This is a genomic window from Streptomyces sp. NBC_00271 (genome assembly GCF_036178845.1).
Lineage (GTDB): Bacteria > Actinomycetota > Actinomycetes > Streptomycetales > Streptomycetaceae > Streptomyces.
The window spans coordinates 1,697,182-1,713,016 of sequence record NZ_CP108070.1; the positions used below are offsets into that span (position 1 = coordinate 1,697,182).

Below are 15,835 nucleotides of genomic sequence, written 5' to 3' on the forward strand. Positions count from 1 at the left end.
AAAGGAAACGAACAACCCCACAGGCCGGCCCGCCCACGCGGACCGGCCTCCTTCACGCCCACCCCGCATGCCTCCCGATCGAGGCAGTCACCCAGCCACGGACAGTTGCTCAGGCGATTGCTTGCGTGTGGGCGGCCCGAAGAGCCGCAGGTCTCTAGATACCCGCGCCGAGCGACCAGCTCGGCGTGCTGCCCGCGAGACGGCAGGTGAGGAAGTACAGCGGAATCGGCGGCGTGTACGGCGAGTCACCCGCGGGCTTGTGGATCAAACGGGGGCGCGCGGACCGTGAGCGCAGCAGGGCCCGTGTCCAGGACGGGTCGGCCAGCCGGGCGCCCACCGCGTAGCTGGTGGAAGGCGGCCAGGTGACGCCTATGTGGGAGCCGGAGGGGACGATCCACCACCACCGCTCGTCGTCGGCGAAGACACAACCGACACGGGGCAGACAGTCCATGATCCGTTCCCCGTGCTCCGGGGAGGTGCCCACCGCGTCGTACCCCAGACCGGCGGACAACTCGGCGGGTATCACCAGTCGTGCCGGGGACTCGTGCGGCGGCGCGGTGGGGAGGTACATGCGCAGGCCAAGGACGGCGGGATAGGGGCGCGGTTCGACGACGGCGGTGTGATCGCGTCCTTCGGGGGCCTGGAGACGGTCTCGGCCGTCGAGGGCGGAAAGGTGGTCGCCCGGGTGTCCGGCGGGCTGGTGATCGCGCAGGTCAGGAATGTGCTGTCGTTCCATCAGATAAAGATCCTTCGGCCGAGTGGGGGATGGGCCGGGCCATGGTCACGGTCGCCGGCGAGCCGGTCGACACGGTGTCTCCTCCCTTCGACGGCAGTACGGCCCAGACGATGCGTCCGGAGCCGTCGGCGGTGTCTGTGACGCCCCAGTCGCTGCTCAGGGCGCCGACCAGCAGGAGTCCACGTCCACCCTGGTCGTCGGGCCCCGGCCGGCGCTGGGCCGGAAGGCTCCAGCCGCGGTGCTGGTCCTCGACCTCGATGTGGAGCCGCTCCTCGGCGATGTGGACTCTGCACACGATCCACTCGCTCGCCGTATGTGTCAGCGCGTTGGTGACGAGCTCGGAGGTCACCAGGATCGCGCTGTCGCGGGTCTCGGGGGCGATGCCCCACTCGGTGAGCCACTCACGGACGTCTCTTCGGGCGATACCCACCGAGGCGGGGGCCGCGGGCAGGGCGAACACACCTGCCCGACGGGGATGTTCGTCCCCTGGTGAGAGGCCCAAAGGCTGGGGGAGGGAGGGCGGGGTCATCGCCGTTCGCCTTTCGTCTGCCTTCGCACCACAAGCGGTGCCAATGCCGTCCCCCGTGACCTCGCACTGTCGCGAGATGCACACAACTCGCCACGCAAGACGTCACGTTGCAGCCCCGTCTCCCCCAACTGGGCCGCACAACCACTCCCTTCACCGGGCCAGGGACGATAGGACCACTGTGGCAGCTGTCAACAACACCTCGCAACCGACAAGTTGAAAATTGCAATGTGCCAGGTGCATGCTTCCCCCGATGACGGATGATCGTGACAGACTGCGACCTCGAAGCCCGCTGTGAGGGGGTAAGGCGTGTCCACGGAGACCGACTGGGGCGGCGCCCCCTCCGTCCTGCGCATGATTCTCGGCAAGCAGCTCGAGGAGCTGCGCACCCAGGCCGGGCTGACATTCGAGCAGGCGGGCGAGGCGATCGGCGTCAGCCACTCCACCATCCGTCGGATGGAGGCCGCCAAGGTGGCCCGGCTCCGGCTCACCGACGCCGAGAAGCTCCTCCAGACGTACGGCGTGACGGACCAGCAGGAGATCGACACCTTCCTGAAGTCGGTCCGCGAGGCCAACAAGCGCGGCTGGTGGCACACGTACCGCGATGTCCTGCCCGACTGGTTCGCGGCGTATCTGAGCCTGGAGCAGGCGGCCCTCCAGATCCGCGCGTACGAGGCGGAGTTCGTGCACGGGCTGCTGCAGACGGAGGCGTACGCCCGCGCCCTGCTCGGCGCGGGCAATCCGCACGCCTCGGCCGAGGCGACCGAGCGCCGGGTCGCGCTGCGCATGCGCCGTCAGGAACTGCTGTCCCGGCCCGCTCCGCCGCGCGTCTGGGTGGTGATGGACGAGACCGTGCTGAGGTGGCCGGTCGGCGGGCCCGAGGTGATGCGCGCGCAGATCGACCATCTCATCGCGGTCAACGCGCTCCCCCATGTGACCCTGCAGATCATGCCGTTCAGAAACGGCCCGCATCCGGCCATGCGGGCCGGCGCGTTCCATCTCTTCCGGTTCAGGGCACCGGAGTTGCCGGACATCGTCTATCTGAGCGGTCTGGTGGGCGCCGTCTACCTCGACAAGGACGACGACGTCGTGGTGTACCGCGAGGCCCTGGACCGGCTGGGCGCACAGTCGGCGCCCGCCAGGAAGACCGAGGAACTTCTCGGTGCGATTCGCAAGGAGCTATGAGTGCACCACCACATACGCAACGGTATGCCGTCCCGGGACCTGGGCACGCAGGGCTGGTCCAAGCCGTGGAGTGACGACGCGGGCGGCGCCTGCGTCGAGGCGAAGAAACTGGGCGACGGGCGGATCGCGCTGCGTCAGTCCACCGATCCCGAAGGGCCCGCTCTGGTTTTCACGCCCCGTGAAATGACGAGCTTTCTTGCGGGCGTCAAGGCGGGGGAGGCCGACTTCCTCCTCTGACAACCTTGTCTGATTCCTATGCCTTGTTCTTTCCCCCACGATGTTCTCGTTCGCCACGAAGTTCTTTTCCCCACGAACACCAGCTGAGTACCGACGACTTGATGGGAGGGGCGGCGTTGCCCGACAACGGATGGCCTGCCGACCGTATCGACACCGAGAGCGCACACTCCGCGCGCATCTACGACTACATCCTGGGCGGTAAGGACTACTACCCCGCCGACAAGGAGGCGGGCGACGCGATGGCGCGGGAGTGGCCCGCCCTGCCGATCCACATGAAGGCCAACCGCGACTGGATGAACCGTGCGGTGGCCTATCTGGCCAAGGAGGCGGGGATACGCCAGTTCCTCGACATCGGCACCGGCATCCCCACCTCCCCCAACCTCCATGAGATCGCCCAGGCGGTGGCCCCCGACTCCCGGGTCGTCTACGTGGACAACGACCCCATCGTCCTCACCCTGTCGCAGGGTTTACTGTCGAGCACTCCCGAGGGCAAGACCGCGTACGTCGAGGCGGACATGCTCGACCCGGCGACGATCCTGGGCGCGGCGGAACTGCGCGACACCCTCGACCTCACCCAGCCGGTCGCCCTCACGGTGATCGCGATCGTCCACTTCGTCCTGGACGAGGACGACGCGGTCGGCATCGTCCGGCGCCTCCTGGAGCCCCTTCCCTCGGGCAGCTACCTGGCGATGTCCATCGGCACCGCCGAGTTCGCTCCCGACGAGGTGGCCCGCGTCGCCCGTGAGTACGCGGCCCGCAACATGCCCATGCGGCTGCGCACCCACGCGGAGGCCGAGGAGTTCTTCGAGGGCCTCGAACTCGTCGAGCCCGGCGTCGTCCAGGTCCACAAGTGGCACCCGGACGGCACGGAGACGGGCATCCGCGACGAGGACATCGCGATGTACGGGGTGGTGGCCCGCAAGCCGTAGCCCGTCCGCTCCACACCACCCGTGCCGCCGGCCCCACGCGAAAGGGGCCCGGCGGCACGGCCGTTCTCGTCGGCCGAGCGCCAGGCCCTGTCCGGCGGATCACGCCGCAGACGCGGGCTTGGCACGGCCTCCTGTGCCGATGAGGCACCGTCGCTTCCCTCCGGCCTGATCCCACCGGACAGGACCTAGGCGTCCGCCGTGGAGTCCAGCAGGGCCGCGCACTCGGCCGCGAGGGCCGCCATGCCGTACGTCCGGGCCACGCGCAGCGCCTCCCGCAGCAGTCCGGAGGCGTGGGCGGCGGCGCCGGGGCGGTCGGACCTGCGCAGCGCGCGGGCTTGGGCCAGCCGGAGGCGGGCCAGCTGGGGCTGGGAGGAGCGGACCGGTTCGGTCGCGGTGCGGAAGTGGGCGAGGGCCGTGTCCGGCTCTCCGGCGGCCAGGGCCAGCAGTCCGCGGGCCCGGGCGGTCGGTCCGATCAGCACGGTGGGCCAGCCCGCGAGGGCGATCTGCTCGCCGTCGTGGGCGGCGAGCCGCTCCCGCAGTACCGGCAGGACCTGGCGCAGCTCGGTCTCGAATCCGCCCCGGGCGTCGAGCGCGGCGCTCACCTCGGCGAGCAGCACCAGCGTGGGCACCGCCCATCCGGAGGGCGGGAACCGGCTGAAGTCGGCGGTGTCGTGGGCGAATCCGACGAGTCGGTCCGCCCCTTCGGCGTACTGACCCGTCTCGCACAGCGCGAGCGCGAGCCCGGCCCGCCAGACGGGGAAGTAGCCGTGCCGTTCGACGGTGTCGGCCAGACCGGATGCGAACAGGTCCGCCATCCGGCCCTGTTCGCGCAGCAGCCAGTAGGCCTGGCCGAGGCGGGTCTGGTGCAGGTTGTCGGCGGGGACGGCCAGATCGGCGGGTAATCGCTCGACGAACGTCAGCGCGTCGCCGAATATCCAGCCCGCGGCCTTGTCGAACCGGCCGTGCCACAGGTCGAGCAGCGCGTCCAGGGTGTGCTGCTGCCAGGTGGTCAGCGCGCCGCGGGTGTCCGCGGCGTGCTTGCGGTACTGGTTCGCCGTGGCCAGCGCGCTGTACACCTTGCCGGCCCGCAGCTGGTCGAGGGCGACGGCCATGAGCGCCTCGCCGCGGAAGTAGGCCGAGCCGTGCCGGGCCGCGGCGTCCCGCAGGCGTTCGGAGAGCGTCAGGGACTCGGTGGTGGACATGAAGTCGTACAGTCCCCACCGGCATTCGGTGAGCACCTCGCAGGCCACCTCGTCGTCCTTGCCGTCCACGGACAGCCTGCGCAGCGTGCTGCGCGCCAGCCGTGCGCCCTGCTCCGGGCCCGCCTGGCCGGCGGCGGTGTCCTGGCTGACCGCCATGGACAGCTTCTTCGCCAGGTGCGCGTTGAGCCTGAGGCGCAGTCCGGCGGCCTCGACGCTCCCGTCGTCGCCCAGCGCGGCCAGGCTCTCCCTGATCAGCTGGAGCAGTTCGTGGTCGACCTGCCCGGGGTCCGACCAGCGGCGGGCCATCCTGATGACGGCCTCCGCCCGGGCCGTGGGATCCCCCTCTGCGCTCGCGTACGCCGCACGGTAGAGCCGGTCCGCCTCGCGCATGTCCCCGGCGGTGTGGCTGAGGTCGCCGCGCCGCAGCAGCCGGTCGAACTCGTCCCGTTGCCGGGCGGCGGCCGAACCTCCCGTGCCCGCGCCGGACTTGACCAGTTTGGCCGCCCGCTCCCCCGGGCCCGGGCCGATCGTCTTCGAGATCCGCTCCGTGGACGGATCGGGAACGAGGGCGAGCAGCGCGCCCTTCGCCTCCAGCCGCTCGTCGCACAGCTGTGCGAGCTCGTGCGTGACACGTCGCTGGCCCGTCTCGATCCTGCTCAGAAAGCTACGGCTGCAGTGCACCTCTTCGGCCAGCTCGCTCAGTGACTTGCCGGCCGCCGTCCGACGTCGGCGCAACTCTGCGCCGAACGCGTTCTCTTCGATCGCCATCCTCCCAACGGCCCGCTCCCGCCCTGTGTTGCCAGAAAGCGTTGGCAACAGCCGACCGCTCCACGTTGCCGCGGAAACCCACCACTCTGTCTGTGAGCGAGCTTACAGCGAGCAAGGGTGCGAGCACCGGCGGACAGGAGCACTGGTCATGGGATCGGACGAAGCCAAGGTGGTGGCGGCCGTCGACTTCGGCACGCACGGCACCGGCTTCGCCTGGACGGTGCGAACGCCGCTCAACGACGATCCGCTGACCAGGCGGGTCCAGTTCTTCACCCGGTTCCCCGGCCGGCAGCTGGACAGTCCGAAGAACCTGACCGCGATCCTGGTGACGGACGACGGGGACACGGTCGCCTGGGGCCACGAGGCGCGCGCTCGGTGGGTCGAGGCCCTGGCGAAGGGGGAGACCGAAGGGCTCGGCTACGCCTACGCCTTCAAGACGGCGCTGAAGAGCGGCGGTTCGATGGCGGACCTGCCGATCACGGGCGGCTTCGTCGACCGCTCCGACCGCGGTCTGATAAGGGAACTGGTCACCGCCTACCTCAAGGAGATCCGCGAACTGGCGACCGCGGAGATCAAGAGGATGACGTACACGGAACGAGAGGTCCGCTGGTGCATCACCGTCCCCGCGATCTGGGACGACGAGGACAAGGCGGTGCTGCGGCGGCTGGCCGTGGACGCGGGGTTCCCCGGTGATCCGGAGCGGCTGCTGCTGGCCATCGAGCCGGAGGCGGCGGCCCTGTACTGCCACCTGCGGATGCCCGACGCCGCCTCGGGTCCGCACCGGCGGGCCCCGCTGCCCCTGCACCTCGACGGCTTCCGGTCCGTGGTGGTCGACTGCGGCGGCGGCACGGTCGACATCACGGCGTACGAGTCGCACGGCGACGCCGGTCCGTCCATCGCGCTGCGCGAGATCGGCCTCGCCACCGGTGGGTGGCTGGGTTCGGAATACGTCAACCAGGCCTTCCTCGACAAGTCGCTCGGCGACCGCTTCGGTCCGGCGGTCTTGAAGCGGATCGAACGGGATCACCCCGGCGAGCTGCTCGAGCTGTCCGGGCAGTGGGAGCGGGCCAAGGCGACGGTGGAACTGGACCGGGAGGCGGATGCGGTCGCCCCTGTGCTGGACCCGGTGCGGATCGAGGTTCCGGTCACCGTCTGGGACCTCCTGGACGAGCAGGTGCGGGCGCGGCTGACACACGACGCCGCCGGCCTGCCACGGCAGATCGTCCTGTCTCCCGAGGAGGTGGAGGGGCTGCTCGACGAGAGGGTGGACGGCATCCTGGACAAGGTCGCGGAGCAGCTCGCGACCATCGGCCGGACCAGCGGCGCGAGCGCGGAGCCGGAGACCCTGGTCCTGGTCGGCGGATTCGCCCGCTCCCCGTGGCTGCGCGAGCGGATGCGGGCCCGCTTCGGCGAGCGGCACCGCATCCTCGTCCCACCGGACCCGGCCCTCGCGGTGCTGGAGGGCGCCGTCCACTTCGCCTACCGGCCGGACGTGTTCGTCTCCCGGCAGGCCAAGTACACCTACGGCTTCGAGACGGCCAAGCCTTTCGAGGAGGGGGTCGACTCCACGATGCGCATGTACCGCGACGACGAGGGCGACCTCCTGTGCGTCGGCCGCTTCGGTGTCGCGGTCCGGCGCATGGACAGCGTGCGGGTGAACGACGCCCACCCCTTCCGGATCGTGCCGGTCCGCGAGGACCAGGACGAGCTCGACGTACGCCTGTACCGCTCCGCGAAGGCCGATCCCCGGTACGTCGACGAGGACGGGTCCGAGGAGATCGGCCGACTGACCGTCGACCTGTCCGGCACCGTCGGCAGACCGCTGCGGGAGCGTCCGATCATGCTGCTGTTCTACTTCGGCGCCGCCGAGCTTCGGGTCGAGGTGTTCGACCCCGCCACCGGAGAGACCAGCCGGGTCTCCGTCGACTTCGACCGCGTATAGCCATGGCCTACCGCCCCGAAGGAGGAGACGTGTTGTTCAACCGCGACAAGGGCAAGCGGCCGCAGGAAGTGAGCATCAGGCTGGACGGCTTGGACACCCTGGAGTCGCGGATCCGGAAGCTGGAGGCCGCCGCGGACGACCAGCGGGCCGCGCTCGCCGCGCTCGACCCGCTGGGTGACCGGCTGATCGAGTTGAGGATGCGCCAAGAACGCGCGGAGGAACGGGCCCGGACGCTGGAGACGGCCGTCGCGGACACCCGCCGCGTGCTCGACGAGCAGAGCGAGGTACTGGACCTGGTGCGGGTCACCCAGGTGGCGGAACGGGACGATCTCACCCGTGAGGACTTTCTCGTCCACTACGAACTCGCCCAGCGATTGCGGGCGTTGTACACCCAGCGGATGCCCGACCTGATCCAGCCGCGGCTGACGGCGGAGCGGCCCCGTGATGTCGCACGGCGCCAGGCGCAGTTGATCAGCCGGCTGTGTGTGGTGCTGTTCGGCCCCGACGAGCACGGTGGGCTCGGCGAGCCCGACCTCGCCGAACTGGCCCGCATCGCCACCGACGCCGGGGTGGTGGGGCTCGACGCGCGCCACCAGCGGCTGTTGGAGCGGGTCGGCACGGAGGCCGCCCATCTGTTCCGGGCCATGACCGGCAGTGGTCATGCCAGCCACTTCGACTTCGCGGTGGAGCCCGGCGCCCCGGCGGATCCGGAGGAACACGTTCTCTGGCCCTCGTGCGAGGCCGGGCGCCCCGTCGCCTTCGTGGTGTGTCCGGGATACCGGGCGGCGGACCGCCGGCTGCTGGAGACCTTCGTCTACACCGAGGCCGAGGGCTGACGCCGAGGGTTTCGTTCGATGTGCTGTCCGGCCCTCGGGTCCGGGTCGGACAGGAGGATTTCGGGCCGGGGCGCGCGGGGGGCGCTCCGGCCCGGGAGGCCACAGGGCCCGCGGGGGGACCGGGTTGGGGGACCCGGGGGAAGGGGAGCGGAGTCGCCGCATCGGCTCCGCTCCCCTTCCGATGCGTGCGTCGTCCGATACCCGTGCCTTCCGATACGCGCGTCCCGGCCGCCGATAATCGCTGGCTGGGAGCGCGCCCGGTCGTTCACACTCGCGCGGTGACAAGAACTGTGAGTGCGTGGGTGACTTCGGGGGACGAGTTCCTCGGGAGCGCGGGGCCGTTCGCCGTGGACGTTCCCTGGTGGTCCGAAGTGGGGCCGGTCGTCGGGTGGTTGGAGGAACGGCTCGGGGTTCCCGTGCTGGTACTGCGTCTGCTGGACGTGGAGGGGGGTGCGCGCGGGCGGGACGGCCATGTGACGTACCACGTCGAGGCGTTGGAGCGCCCGGCGAGCGGCCTGCTGGATCAACGACCGGTCGAACCAGGGGTGTTGGACGGTTCCGAGGCGCTCAGGTCGCCGTGGGCCCGGGCGGAGGGGCTGCGCGAGCTGCTCGACTGGGCGGCCGGGGAGCTGGCTTCGGCGGGGCGGCCGGTGAGCGGTCCGGTCGTGCAGCGGCGTAGCTGGAATCTGGCCGGGCTCTTTCGTCTGCCCACCGCGCGCGGTCCGGTGTGGCTCAAGGCGACACCGCACTTCGCGGCGGACGAGGCCGCTGTCATCGCCGCGTTCGCGGGGGTCGACCCGGGGCTCGTTCCCCCGGTCCTCGGCGTGGGTGAGCGGCGCGTCCTGATGGAGCACATTCCCGGTGAGGACTGCTGGGGGGCCTCGCCGGAGACGGTCGGTGCGGCGGTGGAGCGGTTCGTCGGCGCGCAGGCCGCGGTCGCCTCCGGGGGTTCGGGTGGGTGCGGCGGCTTCGTGGCGGGGGTGCGGGACTGGCGTGCGCCGGTTCTCGAGGTGGCGGTGCGTGATCTGCTCGACGGGCCCCTCGCCGAGGAGTTGACCGAGCCGGAGGTGCAGGGAGCGCGGGAGTTGGCCGGGCGGTGGGAGCTTCTGTCGGAGTGCGGGCTGCCCGACACGCTGGTGCACGGCGACTTCCACCCCGGGAACTGGCGCAGCGACGGTGGGGCGCCTGTCGTGATGGACTTCGCCGATGCCCATTGGGGCAATCCCGTGCTCGACGGTCTGCGTGTCCAGGGCTTCCTTCCCGAGTCGGGTCGTGCGGCGGCCGCCCGGGACTGGGTGGCGGCCTGGAAATCGCGGGTGCCCGGCAGTGACCCGGCTCGGGCGCTCGACCTCGCCGAGCCGCTGGCCCATCTCACGTACGCCGTCCGGTATCAGGAGTTCCTGGACGGCATCGAGCCTTCGGAGCGGCCCTACCACCGGGGGGATCCGGTGGACGAGGTCCGGGCGGCGTTGCGTTGTGCGGGGCTGGGCTGATCCCTTCGCCGGTCGCGGGTGAGTGGGTCGGGGCCGTGGCGGTACGTCGAGCCCGTCGCCGCCGGATCAGGCGTTGCCCTGTAGGGAGCCGTTTCCAGATCCGAACGTAAGCGACGGGCTTGCGACGTACCGTCACGGCCCCTTCCGTGCGTGGGCGAGTGCGGGCAGTGGGCTGTTCAGGCTCCGGCGGGCTCCGGGTCCGGGGTCGAGGTGGGCAGGTACTCCTCCTTGATCTCCTTCGGGCCGAAGGGCCATACCTTTTCCAGGTTCGCCCAGACGACGAAGGCGACGCAGCCCAGGGCCACCCAGGCCAGGGACCATTCGATGGGGTGTCGGCCCGGGGAGTTCTTGTCGGCGTAGCCGTAGATCGTGAGCCAGCCGACGAGGGCGAGGAGGCTGGGGATCGGGTAGAGCCACATCTTGTAGGGGCGCTGGAGCGTGGGCTGGCGCTTGCGCAGGACCGAGAGGGCGACGATCTGGGCCAGGGCCTGGACGATCACCATGACGGTGGTGAGGAGTTGGATCAGGGTGGCCAGGTCGGTGTGGCGGCCGATGAGGAAGCCGATCGCCGTGATGACGCCCATGGTCGCCAGGCCCAGCATCGGGAAGCGGTGCTTGGGGTGCAGCTTGGCGTACGGGCGGAAGAAGACGCGGTCGCGGGCGGCGTCGTAGGGGACGCGCGAGCCGCCGAGGAGTCCGGTGAAGACCGAGGCGAACGCGGTGATGAGGATGAGGACCGTGACCGTGTCGGCGGCTCCCTTGCCCCAGGTCTCTTCGAGGACGGCCGAGGCGACGGAGGTGGAGGCGATGTCCGTCGGATCGGTCATGCGGTGCCAGTCGATGACACCGAGGGTGCCGATCTGAAGGAGGAGGTAGATCGCCATGATGCCGAGGATGGAGAAGACGATGGAGCGGGGCAGGATGCGGCCCGGGTCCTTGATCTCGGCGCCCATGTACGCGGTGGTGTTGTAGCCCAGGTAGTCGTAGATGCCGATGGTCAGTCCCGCGGCGAAGCCGATCCAGAAGTGACTGCTGGTCAGTTCGAAGGCGTGCGCCGGGTAGGTGAAGGCCAGATGGGCGCTGAAGTCGGTGGCCGCGGCGGTGATCACCAGGAGGACCGAGGTGATCATGACCGCCCACATGACCGCCGTGATGCGGGCGATGTGTTCGATTCCGCGCCACAGGAGCAGCACCACGAGGGCGACGACGGCCAGGCCGATGAGGTCGCCCGTCGTCTTGCCCATGTCGGGAGCCAGGTAGCCGAGGTACTGGACGAAGCCGACCACGCCGGTGGACATGATCAGGGGGATGAAGAGCATGGCCGTCCAGACGAACAGGAACGGCATGAGGCGTCCGGTGCGGTACTGGAAGGCCTGGCGAAGATACACGTAACTGCCGCCGGAGCCGGGCATGGACGCGCCCAGTTCGGCCCAGATCAGGCCGTCCGCGAGGGCCAGCAGCGCGCCCGCGACGAAGCCGATGATCGCCTGCGGGCCGCCGAACGCGGCAACCATCAGCGGGATCGTCACGAACGGGCCGATGCCGCACATCTGGCTCATGTTGATGGCGGTGGCCTGGAACAGGCCGACGCGGCGGACGAAACCGCCGGTGGGTGGCGGGCTACCGGACATAGGGGTCTCCTGATATCGGGACGCGGGGAGCGGGCTCCCTTTCGGCCGGCCCGGCGAGGCTGACTGGGCGATAAAGTTAAGGAGACTTACTAGATGCGTCAAGAGGGTGTCAGGCATGCGTGAGAATGGTGCGATGCCCGCCAGCGACGTCATAGCGCAGCCCGAACAGCCCTGGAACCGGCAGCGGCTGCGCAGTACCAACGAGCGGCTGCTGCTCGACCGGCTGCGTACGGGCGGCGCCGCCTCGCGGGCTCAGCTCGCACGGGAAACGGGGCTGTCCAAGCCGACGGTCTCCAGCGCGCTCGCGGCACTCGAGGAGGCGGGGCTGGTGCGTGAGGCGGGCACGCACGCACCCGAGCGCGGCCGGGTGGCGGTGCTCTACGCACCTGATCCCGCGGCCGGGTACGCGCTCGGCATAGACATCGGGCGCAGTTGGCTGCGGGTGGCGGTCGCCGATCTGGACGGCGGCGTGGTCGCGCGCGCCGATGTGCGCAATCGGGCGCGCAGTTCGGGTGCCATGGCCGACCTCGTCGTCTCCACCGCCCGTCAGGTCGTCGCCAACTCCGGCGCGGGAGCACACGAGGTGGCGCACGCGGTGGTGGGCACGCCGGGCGTGTACGACGAGGAACGGCGCCGGGTGCGGTACGCGATGCATCTGCCCGGGTGGGGCCGCGCGGGCCTGTTCGACCGGATGCGCGAGGAGCTGGGCATCCCGCTGGAGGTGCACAACGACGCGAACCTCGCGGCGCTCGGCGAGTACACGTACGGCGTCGGCGCGGGCAGCCGGCTGTTCACGTACATCCTGATCGGCACCGGTCTCGGCATGGGCGTGGTGAGCGAGGGGCGGCTGTTCACGGGGGCGCGCGGTGGGGCCGGGGAGATCGGGTTCCTGCCGTGGCCGGGGCTGCAGAAGCCGGAGAGGCTGGAGGACGCGGTGTCGGGGGAGGCCGTCGTCGAGGCCGCGCGGCAGTTCGGCATGACCGGCCAGCTCACGGCCAAGGCCGTGTTCGACGCGGCGCGCGAAGGAGACCCCGCCGCGGTGCGGGCGGTACGGCTGGAGGGTGAGCGGATCGCCTATACGGTGGCCGCGGCCGCCGCGGTGCTCGATCCCGATCTGGTGGTGCTCGGCGGCGGCGTGGGCCACAGCATCGACCTGCTGCTGCGGCCCGTGCGCGAGACCCTGCGTACGCTCACGCCCCTGCGTCCGAAGATCGTGCCGAGTCGGCTGGGCGAGGACGCGGTTCTGCTGGGCGCGGTGGCGACGGCTCTCGGGACCGCGCGGGACGTGGTGTTCGAGCGACGCTCGGCGTCCTGAGCGGGGCACTCGGCTTCGGTGATTGACACGGATTGCTCGGCCGCCTAGCTTGTGGGCCAGTTAGTAAAGTTTCCTAACTTGCAGGCCCGGCTCGCGCCTCCTCACTCCTTCCTTGCTCCTGCCTCGCAGTGCCGACATGCAGTCTCGTAGCGCGGATGCTCCCCACCCCCAAGGAGACCACCGTGTTCCATCACCCTGCCCCAAGACGGCGTTCCGCCACGGCCGCCGTCGCCCTGGGCCTCCTGTGCACCCTCCCGACCAGCGCGTGGGCCGGGTCCCGGAGCGCCGGACCCGACGCGGCCGCACGCGTGCCGGTCACCCCGGTGCCCGCCACCACGGGAAGCACCACCGCGCTGTCCGGGTACGCGATCCAGTCGACGGCCAAGGTCACGGACGCGGCGGCCGACGTCTCGAGCCCGGGCTATCCGGCGAGCGGCTGGTACTCGGCGGGCTCCCGCTCCACCGTCCTCGCGGCGCTGCTCGCGGACGGCAAGTACGCCGACCCGTTCTACTCGACCAACCAGCAGAAGATCCCGAAGGCCGACTTCCAGGTCCCCTGGTGGTACCGCTCGGACTTCACGGCCACCGACACCACCGCGCGCAGCTACCTGGACTTCAGCGGGGTGATCTCGGCCGCCGACGTCTACGTCAACGGCAAGCGGGTCGCCACCGCCGCCGAAGTTGCGGGCGCCTACACACGGCACGAACTCGACATCACCTCGCTGGTGCGGTCGGGCACCAACACGGTGGCCTTCCGCATCCGGCCCAACGTGCCCACCAAGAACCTGACCATGGGTTGGTTGGACTGGCTCCAGCCTCCGCCCGACCAGAACATGGGCATCGTGCGTGACGTTCTCGTCCGCCGGGGCGGTCCGGTCGCGCTGCGCGACGCGCATGTCGTGACCGAGCTCGCCGTTCCCTCGCTCGCCTCCGCGGACCTGACGGTCAAGGCAGAGGCCCGCAACGAGACGAGCGCTCCCGTCACGGCGACGGTGTCGGGCAGCATCGGCCCGGTCGGCTCCTTCAGCAAGACCGTTTCCCTCGCCGCGCACGAGACGAAGACCGTCACCTTCTCCCCCGCCGACACCCCCGGCCTGCATCTGAGCGCGCCGAAGGTGTGGTGGCCCGCGGGCATGGGCGGACAGCCGCTGTACGGCCTCGACCTGACGGCCTCCGTCGGCGGCACCGCCTCGGACACCGCGCACGAGAACTTCGGCATCCGCGAGGTGAAGGCGCCCCTCAACTCCGACGGCGCCCGGCAGTACAGCGTCAACGGTCGCAAGCTGCTCATCAAGGGCGGAGGCTGGTCCCCCGACGAGTTCCTGCGCTGGGACCGGACGTATGTCGAGGACCGGCTGAAGTACGCGCTCGACCTCGGCCTCAACACCATCCGCCTCGAAGGCCACATCGAGCCGGACGAGTTCTTCGACCTCGCCGACCGGTACGGCATCCTCACGCTGCCCGGCTGGGAATGCTGCGACAAGTGGGAAGGGAACGTCAACGGCAGCGAGGCCGGGGAGAAGTGGACCGCGGCCGACTACCCCGTCGCCAAGGCGTCGATGGCCGCCGAGGCCGCCCGGCTGCGCGACCACCCGAGCGTCATCTCCTTCCTCATCGGCAGCGACTTCGCGCCGGACGCGACGATCGAGAAGAACTACCTCGACGCGTTGGCCGACGCCGACTGGCCGAACCCCGTGGTCGCCGCCGCTTCCGACAAGTCCTCCCCGATCAGCGGCAGTTCGGGCATGAAGATGACCGGGCCCTACGACTGGATCCCGCCGAACTACTGGTACGCCAAGCGCGAGGGCGGCGCCACCGGCTTCAACTCCGAGACCAGCGCGGGCCCCGACATCCCCACCCTCGACACCCTGCGCCGCATGATGTCCCCCGCCGAGCTGGACACCCTGTGGAAGAACCCGACCGCCAAGCAGTACCACCGCTCACCGTCGTCGACCTTCGGCACGCTCAAGCTGTACGACGCCGCGCTCGCGGGACGGTACGGAGCGCCGAGCGGCCTGACCGACTACGTACGCAAGGCACAGCTCGCCCAGTACGAGAACGTACGCGCGCAGTACGAGGCGTACGGGCGCAACTCCACCGACTCCGCCAAGCCCGCGACCGGGGTCGTCTACTGGATGTTCAACAGCGGATGGACGTCACTGCACTGGCAGTTGATGGACCGATACCTCGACCAGGGCGGCGCCTACTTCGGGGCCAAGAAGGGGAACGAGCCGCTGCACATCCAGTACTCCTACGACACCCGCTCGGTCGTCGTCGTGAACAACCGGCACGCCTCCGTGTCCGGACTCACGGCCCGGGTCACGCTCTTCAACACCGACGGTAGCCAGAAGTACGACAGGACGGCGACCGGGGTGGGCGTGGACGGGGACGGCGCCCACAGCACCCCCCTCACCGTGCCGTCCTCCGTGACCGGCCTGTCGACGACCTACCTGGCGCGCCTCGTCCTCACCGACGCCGAGGGCAAGGAGGTCAGCCGCAACGTCTACTGGCTGTCCACCAAGTCCGACACCCTCGACTGGGCCAAGACCGACTGGTACTACACGCCGACGACGAGCTACGCGGACCTCAAGGGGCTCAACTCCATGGCACGGGTGCCGGTTTCGGCGACGGCCTCGACCTCGGTCGGCGTGGACGGCGCGTCCAGGACGACCGTCACGGTACGGAACACCGGGACCGGGAAGACTCCTTCTCTGCTGACCGACGTGCACCTCGTGGACGCCGCCGGCAAGCCCGTCCTGCCCGTTCGGTGGTCCGACAACCAGGTCAGCCTGTGGCCCGGCGAGTCCACGACGCTCACCGCCACCTACCGGACGGCCGACCTGCACGGTTCGGCCCCCCGGGTTCGGGTCTCGGGATGGAACACGCCGGAGACGACCGTCCCGGCGGCCGGCACCCGATCCACCCGACACGGAGGGTGACAGCGACTCGCGCGTTTCATGCCTTATGACCTGAATAGTCATATGTCTAGGGTATGTCGCTGCCGATTCCGTCACAGAGAGTCGAATAGCGTGACG

The 15,835-nt window shown here is 70.3% G+C and carries 12 protein-coding genes; 8 read left to right on the forward strand and 4 right to left on the reverse strand.

Annotated elements, in window-relative coordinates; all coding sequences use genetic code 11:
• Positions 1 to 154: 154 nt before the first annotated feature.
• Complete coding sequence (locus OG798_RS08170) at positions 155 to 736, reverse strand: hypothetical protein (protein ID WP_328756703.1); 582 nt, start codon at positions 734 to 736, stop codon at positions 155 to 157.
• Positions 714 to 1,265, reverse strand: coding sequence for an ATP-binding protein (locus OG798_RS08175; protein WP_328756704.1), 552 nt, complete (start codon positions 1,263 to 1,265; stop codon positions 714 to 716). The genes OG798_RS08170 and OG798_RS08175 overlap by 23 nt, the downstream gene beginning before the upstream one ends.
• A 306-nt stretch (positions 1,266 to 1,571) precedes the next feature.
• On the opposite strand from OG798_RS08175, the gene OG798_RS08180 reads away from it, so the two are divergent.
• From OG798_RS08180 to OG798_RS08190, 3 genes are all read left to right on the forward strand, one after another.
• Positions 1,572 to 2,447, forward strand: a complete 876-nt coding sequence (locus OG798_RS08180; protein ID WP_261688133.1) for a helix-turn-helix domain-containing protein — start codon at positions 1,572 to 1,574, stop codon at positions 2,445 to 2,447.
• Positions 2,448 to 2,471: 24 nt separating this feature from the next.
• Complete coding sequence (locus OG798_RS08185; RefSeq protein WP_095858310.1) at positions 2,472 to 2,684, forward strand: DUF397 domain-containing protein; 213 nt, start codon at positions 2,472 to 2,474, stop codon at positions 2,682 to 2,684.
• A gap of 116 nt (positions 2,685 to 2,800) precedes the next feature.
• The gene (locus tag OG798_RS08190) at positions 2,801 to 3,613 is read left to right on the forward strand and encodes an SAM-dependent methyltransferase (protein WP_095858309.1); all 813 of its coding nucleotides are present in this window, start codon (positions 2,801 to 2,803) and stop codon (positions 3,611 to 3,613) included.
• A gap of 185 nt (positions 3,614 to 3,798) precedes the next feature.
• Here the strand turns inward: OG798_RS08190 and OG798_RS08195 are convergent, their stop codons facing one another.
• Positions 3,799 to 5,583 (reverse strand): helix-turn-helix domain-containing protein, encoded by a 1,785-nt coding sequence (locus OG798_RS08195; protein WP_121417285.1) that lies wholly within the window; start codon positions 5,581 to 5,583, stop codon positions 3,799 to 3,801.
• A 148-nt stretch (positions 5,584 to 5,731) separates the two neighbouring features.
• On the opposite strand from OG798_RS08195, the gene OG798_RS08200 reads away from it, so the two are divergent.
• From OG798_RS08200 to OG798_RS08210, 3 genes are all read left to right on the forward strand, one after another.
• Positions 5,732 to 7,525 carry an Hsp70 family protein gene (locus OG798_RS08200; RefSeq protein ID WP_328756705.1) on the forward strand — a complete coding sequence of 598 codons (1,794 nt, stop codon included), beginning with the start codon at positions 5,732 to 5,734 and terminating at the stop codon, positions 7,523 to 7,525.
• A gap of 29 nt (positions 7,526 to 7,554) precedes the next feature.
• Positions 7,555 to 8,361 (forward strand): hypothetical protein, encoded by an 807-nt coding sequence (locus tag OG798_RS08205; RefSeq protein WP_095856441.1) that lies wholly within the window; start codon positions 7,555 to 7,557, stop codon positions 8,359 to 8,361.
• A 278-nt stretch (positions 8,362 to 8,639) separates the two neighbouring features.
• The gene (locus OG798_RS08210) at positions 8,640 to 9,854 is read left to right on the forward strand and encodes an aminoglycoside phosphotransferase family protein (protein WP_328756706.1); all 1,215 of its coding nucleotides are present in this window, start codon (positions 8,640 to 8,642) and stop codon (positions 9,852 to 9,854) included.
• A gap of 176 nt (positions 9,855 to 10,030) precedes the next feature.
• Here the strand turns inward: OG798_RS08210 and OG798_RS08215 are convergent, their stop codons facing one another.
• The gene (locus tag OG798_RS08215) at positions 10,031 to 11,485 is read right to left on the reverse strand and encodes an APC family permease (RefSeq protein WP_328756707.1); all 1,455 of its coding nucleotides are present in this window, start codon (positions 11,483 to 11,485) and stop codon (positions 10,031 to 10,033) included.
• 133 nt (positions 11,486 to 11,618) lie between these two features.
• Between OG798_RS08215 and OG798_RS08220 the strand changes: the two genes are divergently transcribed.
• On the forward strand, positions 11,619 to 12,800 hold the full coding sequence (locus OG798_RS08220; protein ID WP_095858308.1) for an ROK family transcriptional regulator: 1,182 nt from the start codon (positions 11,619 to 11,621) through the stop codon (positions 12,798 to 12,800).
• 182 nt (positions 12,801 to 12,982) lie between these two features.
• Positions 12,983 to 15,739 (forward strand): glycoside hydrolase family 2 protein, encoded by a 2,757-nt coding sequence (locus OG798_RS08225; protein ID WP_328756708.1) that lies wholly within the window; start codon positions 12,983 to 12,985, stop codon positions 15,737 to 15,739.
• Positions 15,740 to 15,835: the final 96 nt, after the last annotated feature.

Excerpts from the sequence above, each read along its gene's own strand:
- OG798_RS08215 (WP_328756707.1), bottom strand. The coding sequence starts at position 11,485 with ATGTCCGGTAGCCCGCCACCCACCGGCGGTTTCGTCCGCCGCGTCGGC.
- OG798_RS08175 (WP_328756704.1), bottom strand. The coding sequence starts at position 1,265 with ATGACCCCGCCCTCCCTCCCCCAGCCTTTGGGCCTCTCACCAGGGGAC.
- OG798_RS08170 (WP_328756703.1), bottom strand. The coding sequence starts at position 736 with ATGGAACGACAGCACATTCCTGACCTGCGCGATCACCAGCCCGCCGGA.
- OG798_RS08185 (WP_095858310.1), top strand. The coding sequence starts at position 2,472 with ATGCCGTCCCGGGACCTGGGCACGCAGGGCTGGTCCAAGCCGTGGAGT.
- OG798_RS08195 (WP_121417285.1), bottom strand. The coding sequence starts at position 5,583 with ATGGCGATCGAAGAGAACGCGTTCGGCGCAGAGTTGCGCCGACGTCGG.
- OG798_RS08200 (WP_328756705.1), top strand. The coding sequence starts at position 5,732 with ATGGGATCGGACGAAGCCAAGGTGGTGGCGGCCGTCGACTTCGGCACG.
- OG798_RS08220 (WP_095858308.1), top strand. The coding sequence starts at position 11,619 with ATGCCCGCCAGCGACGTCATAGCGCAGCCCGAACAGCCCTGGAACCGG.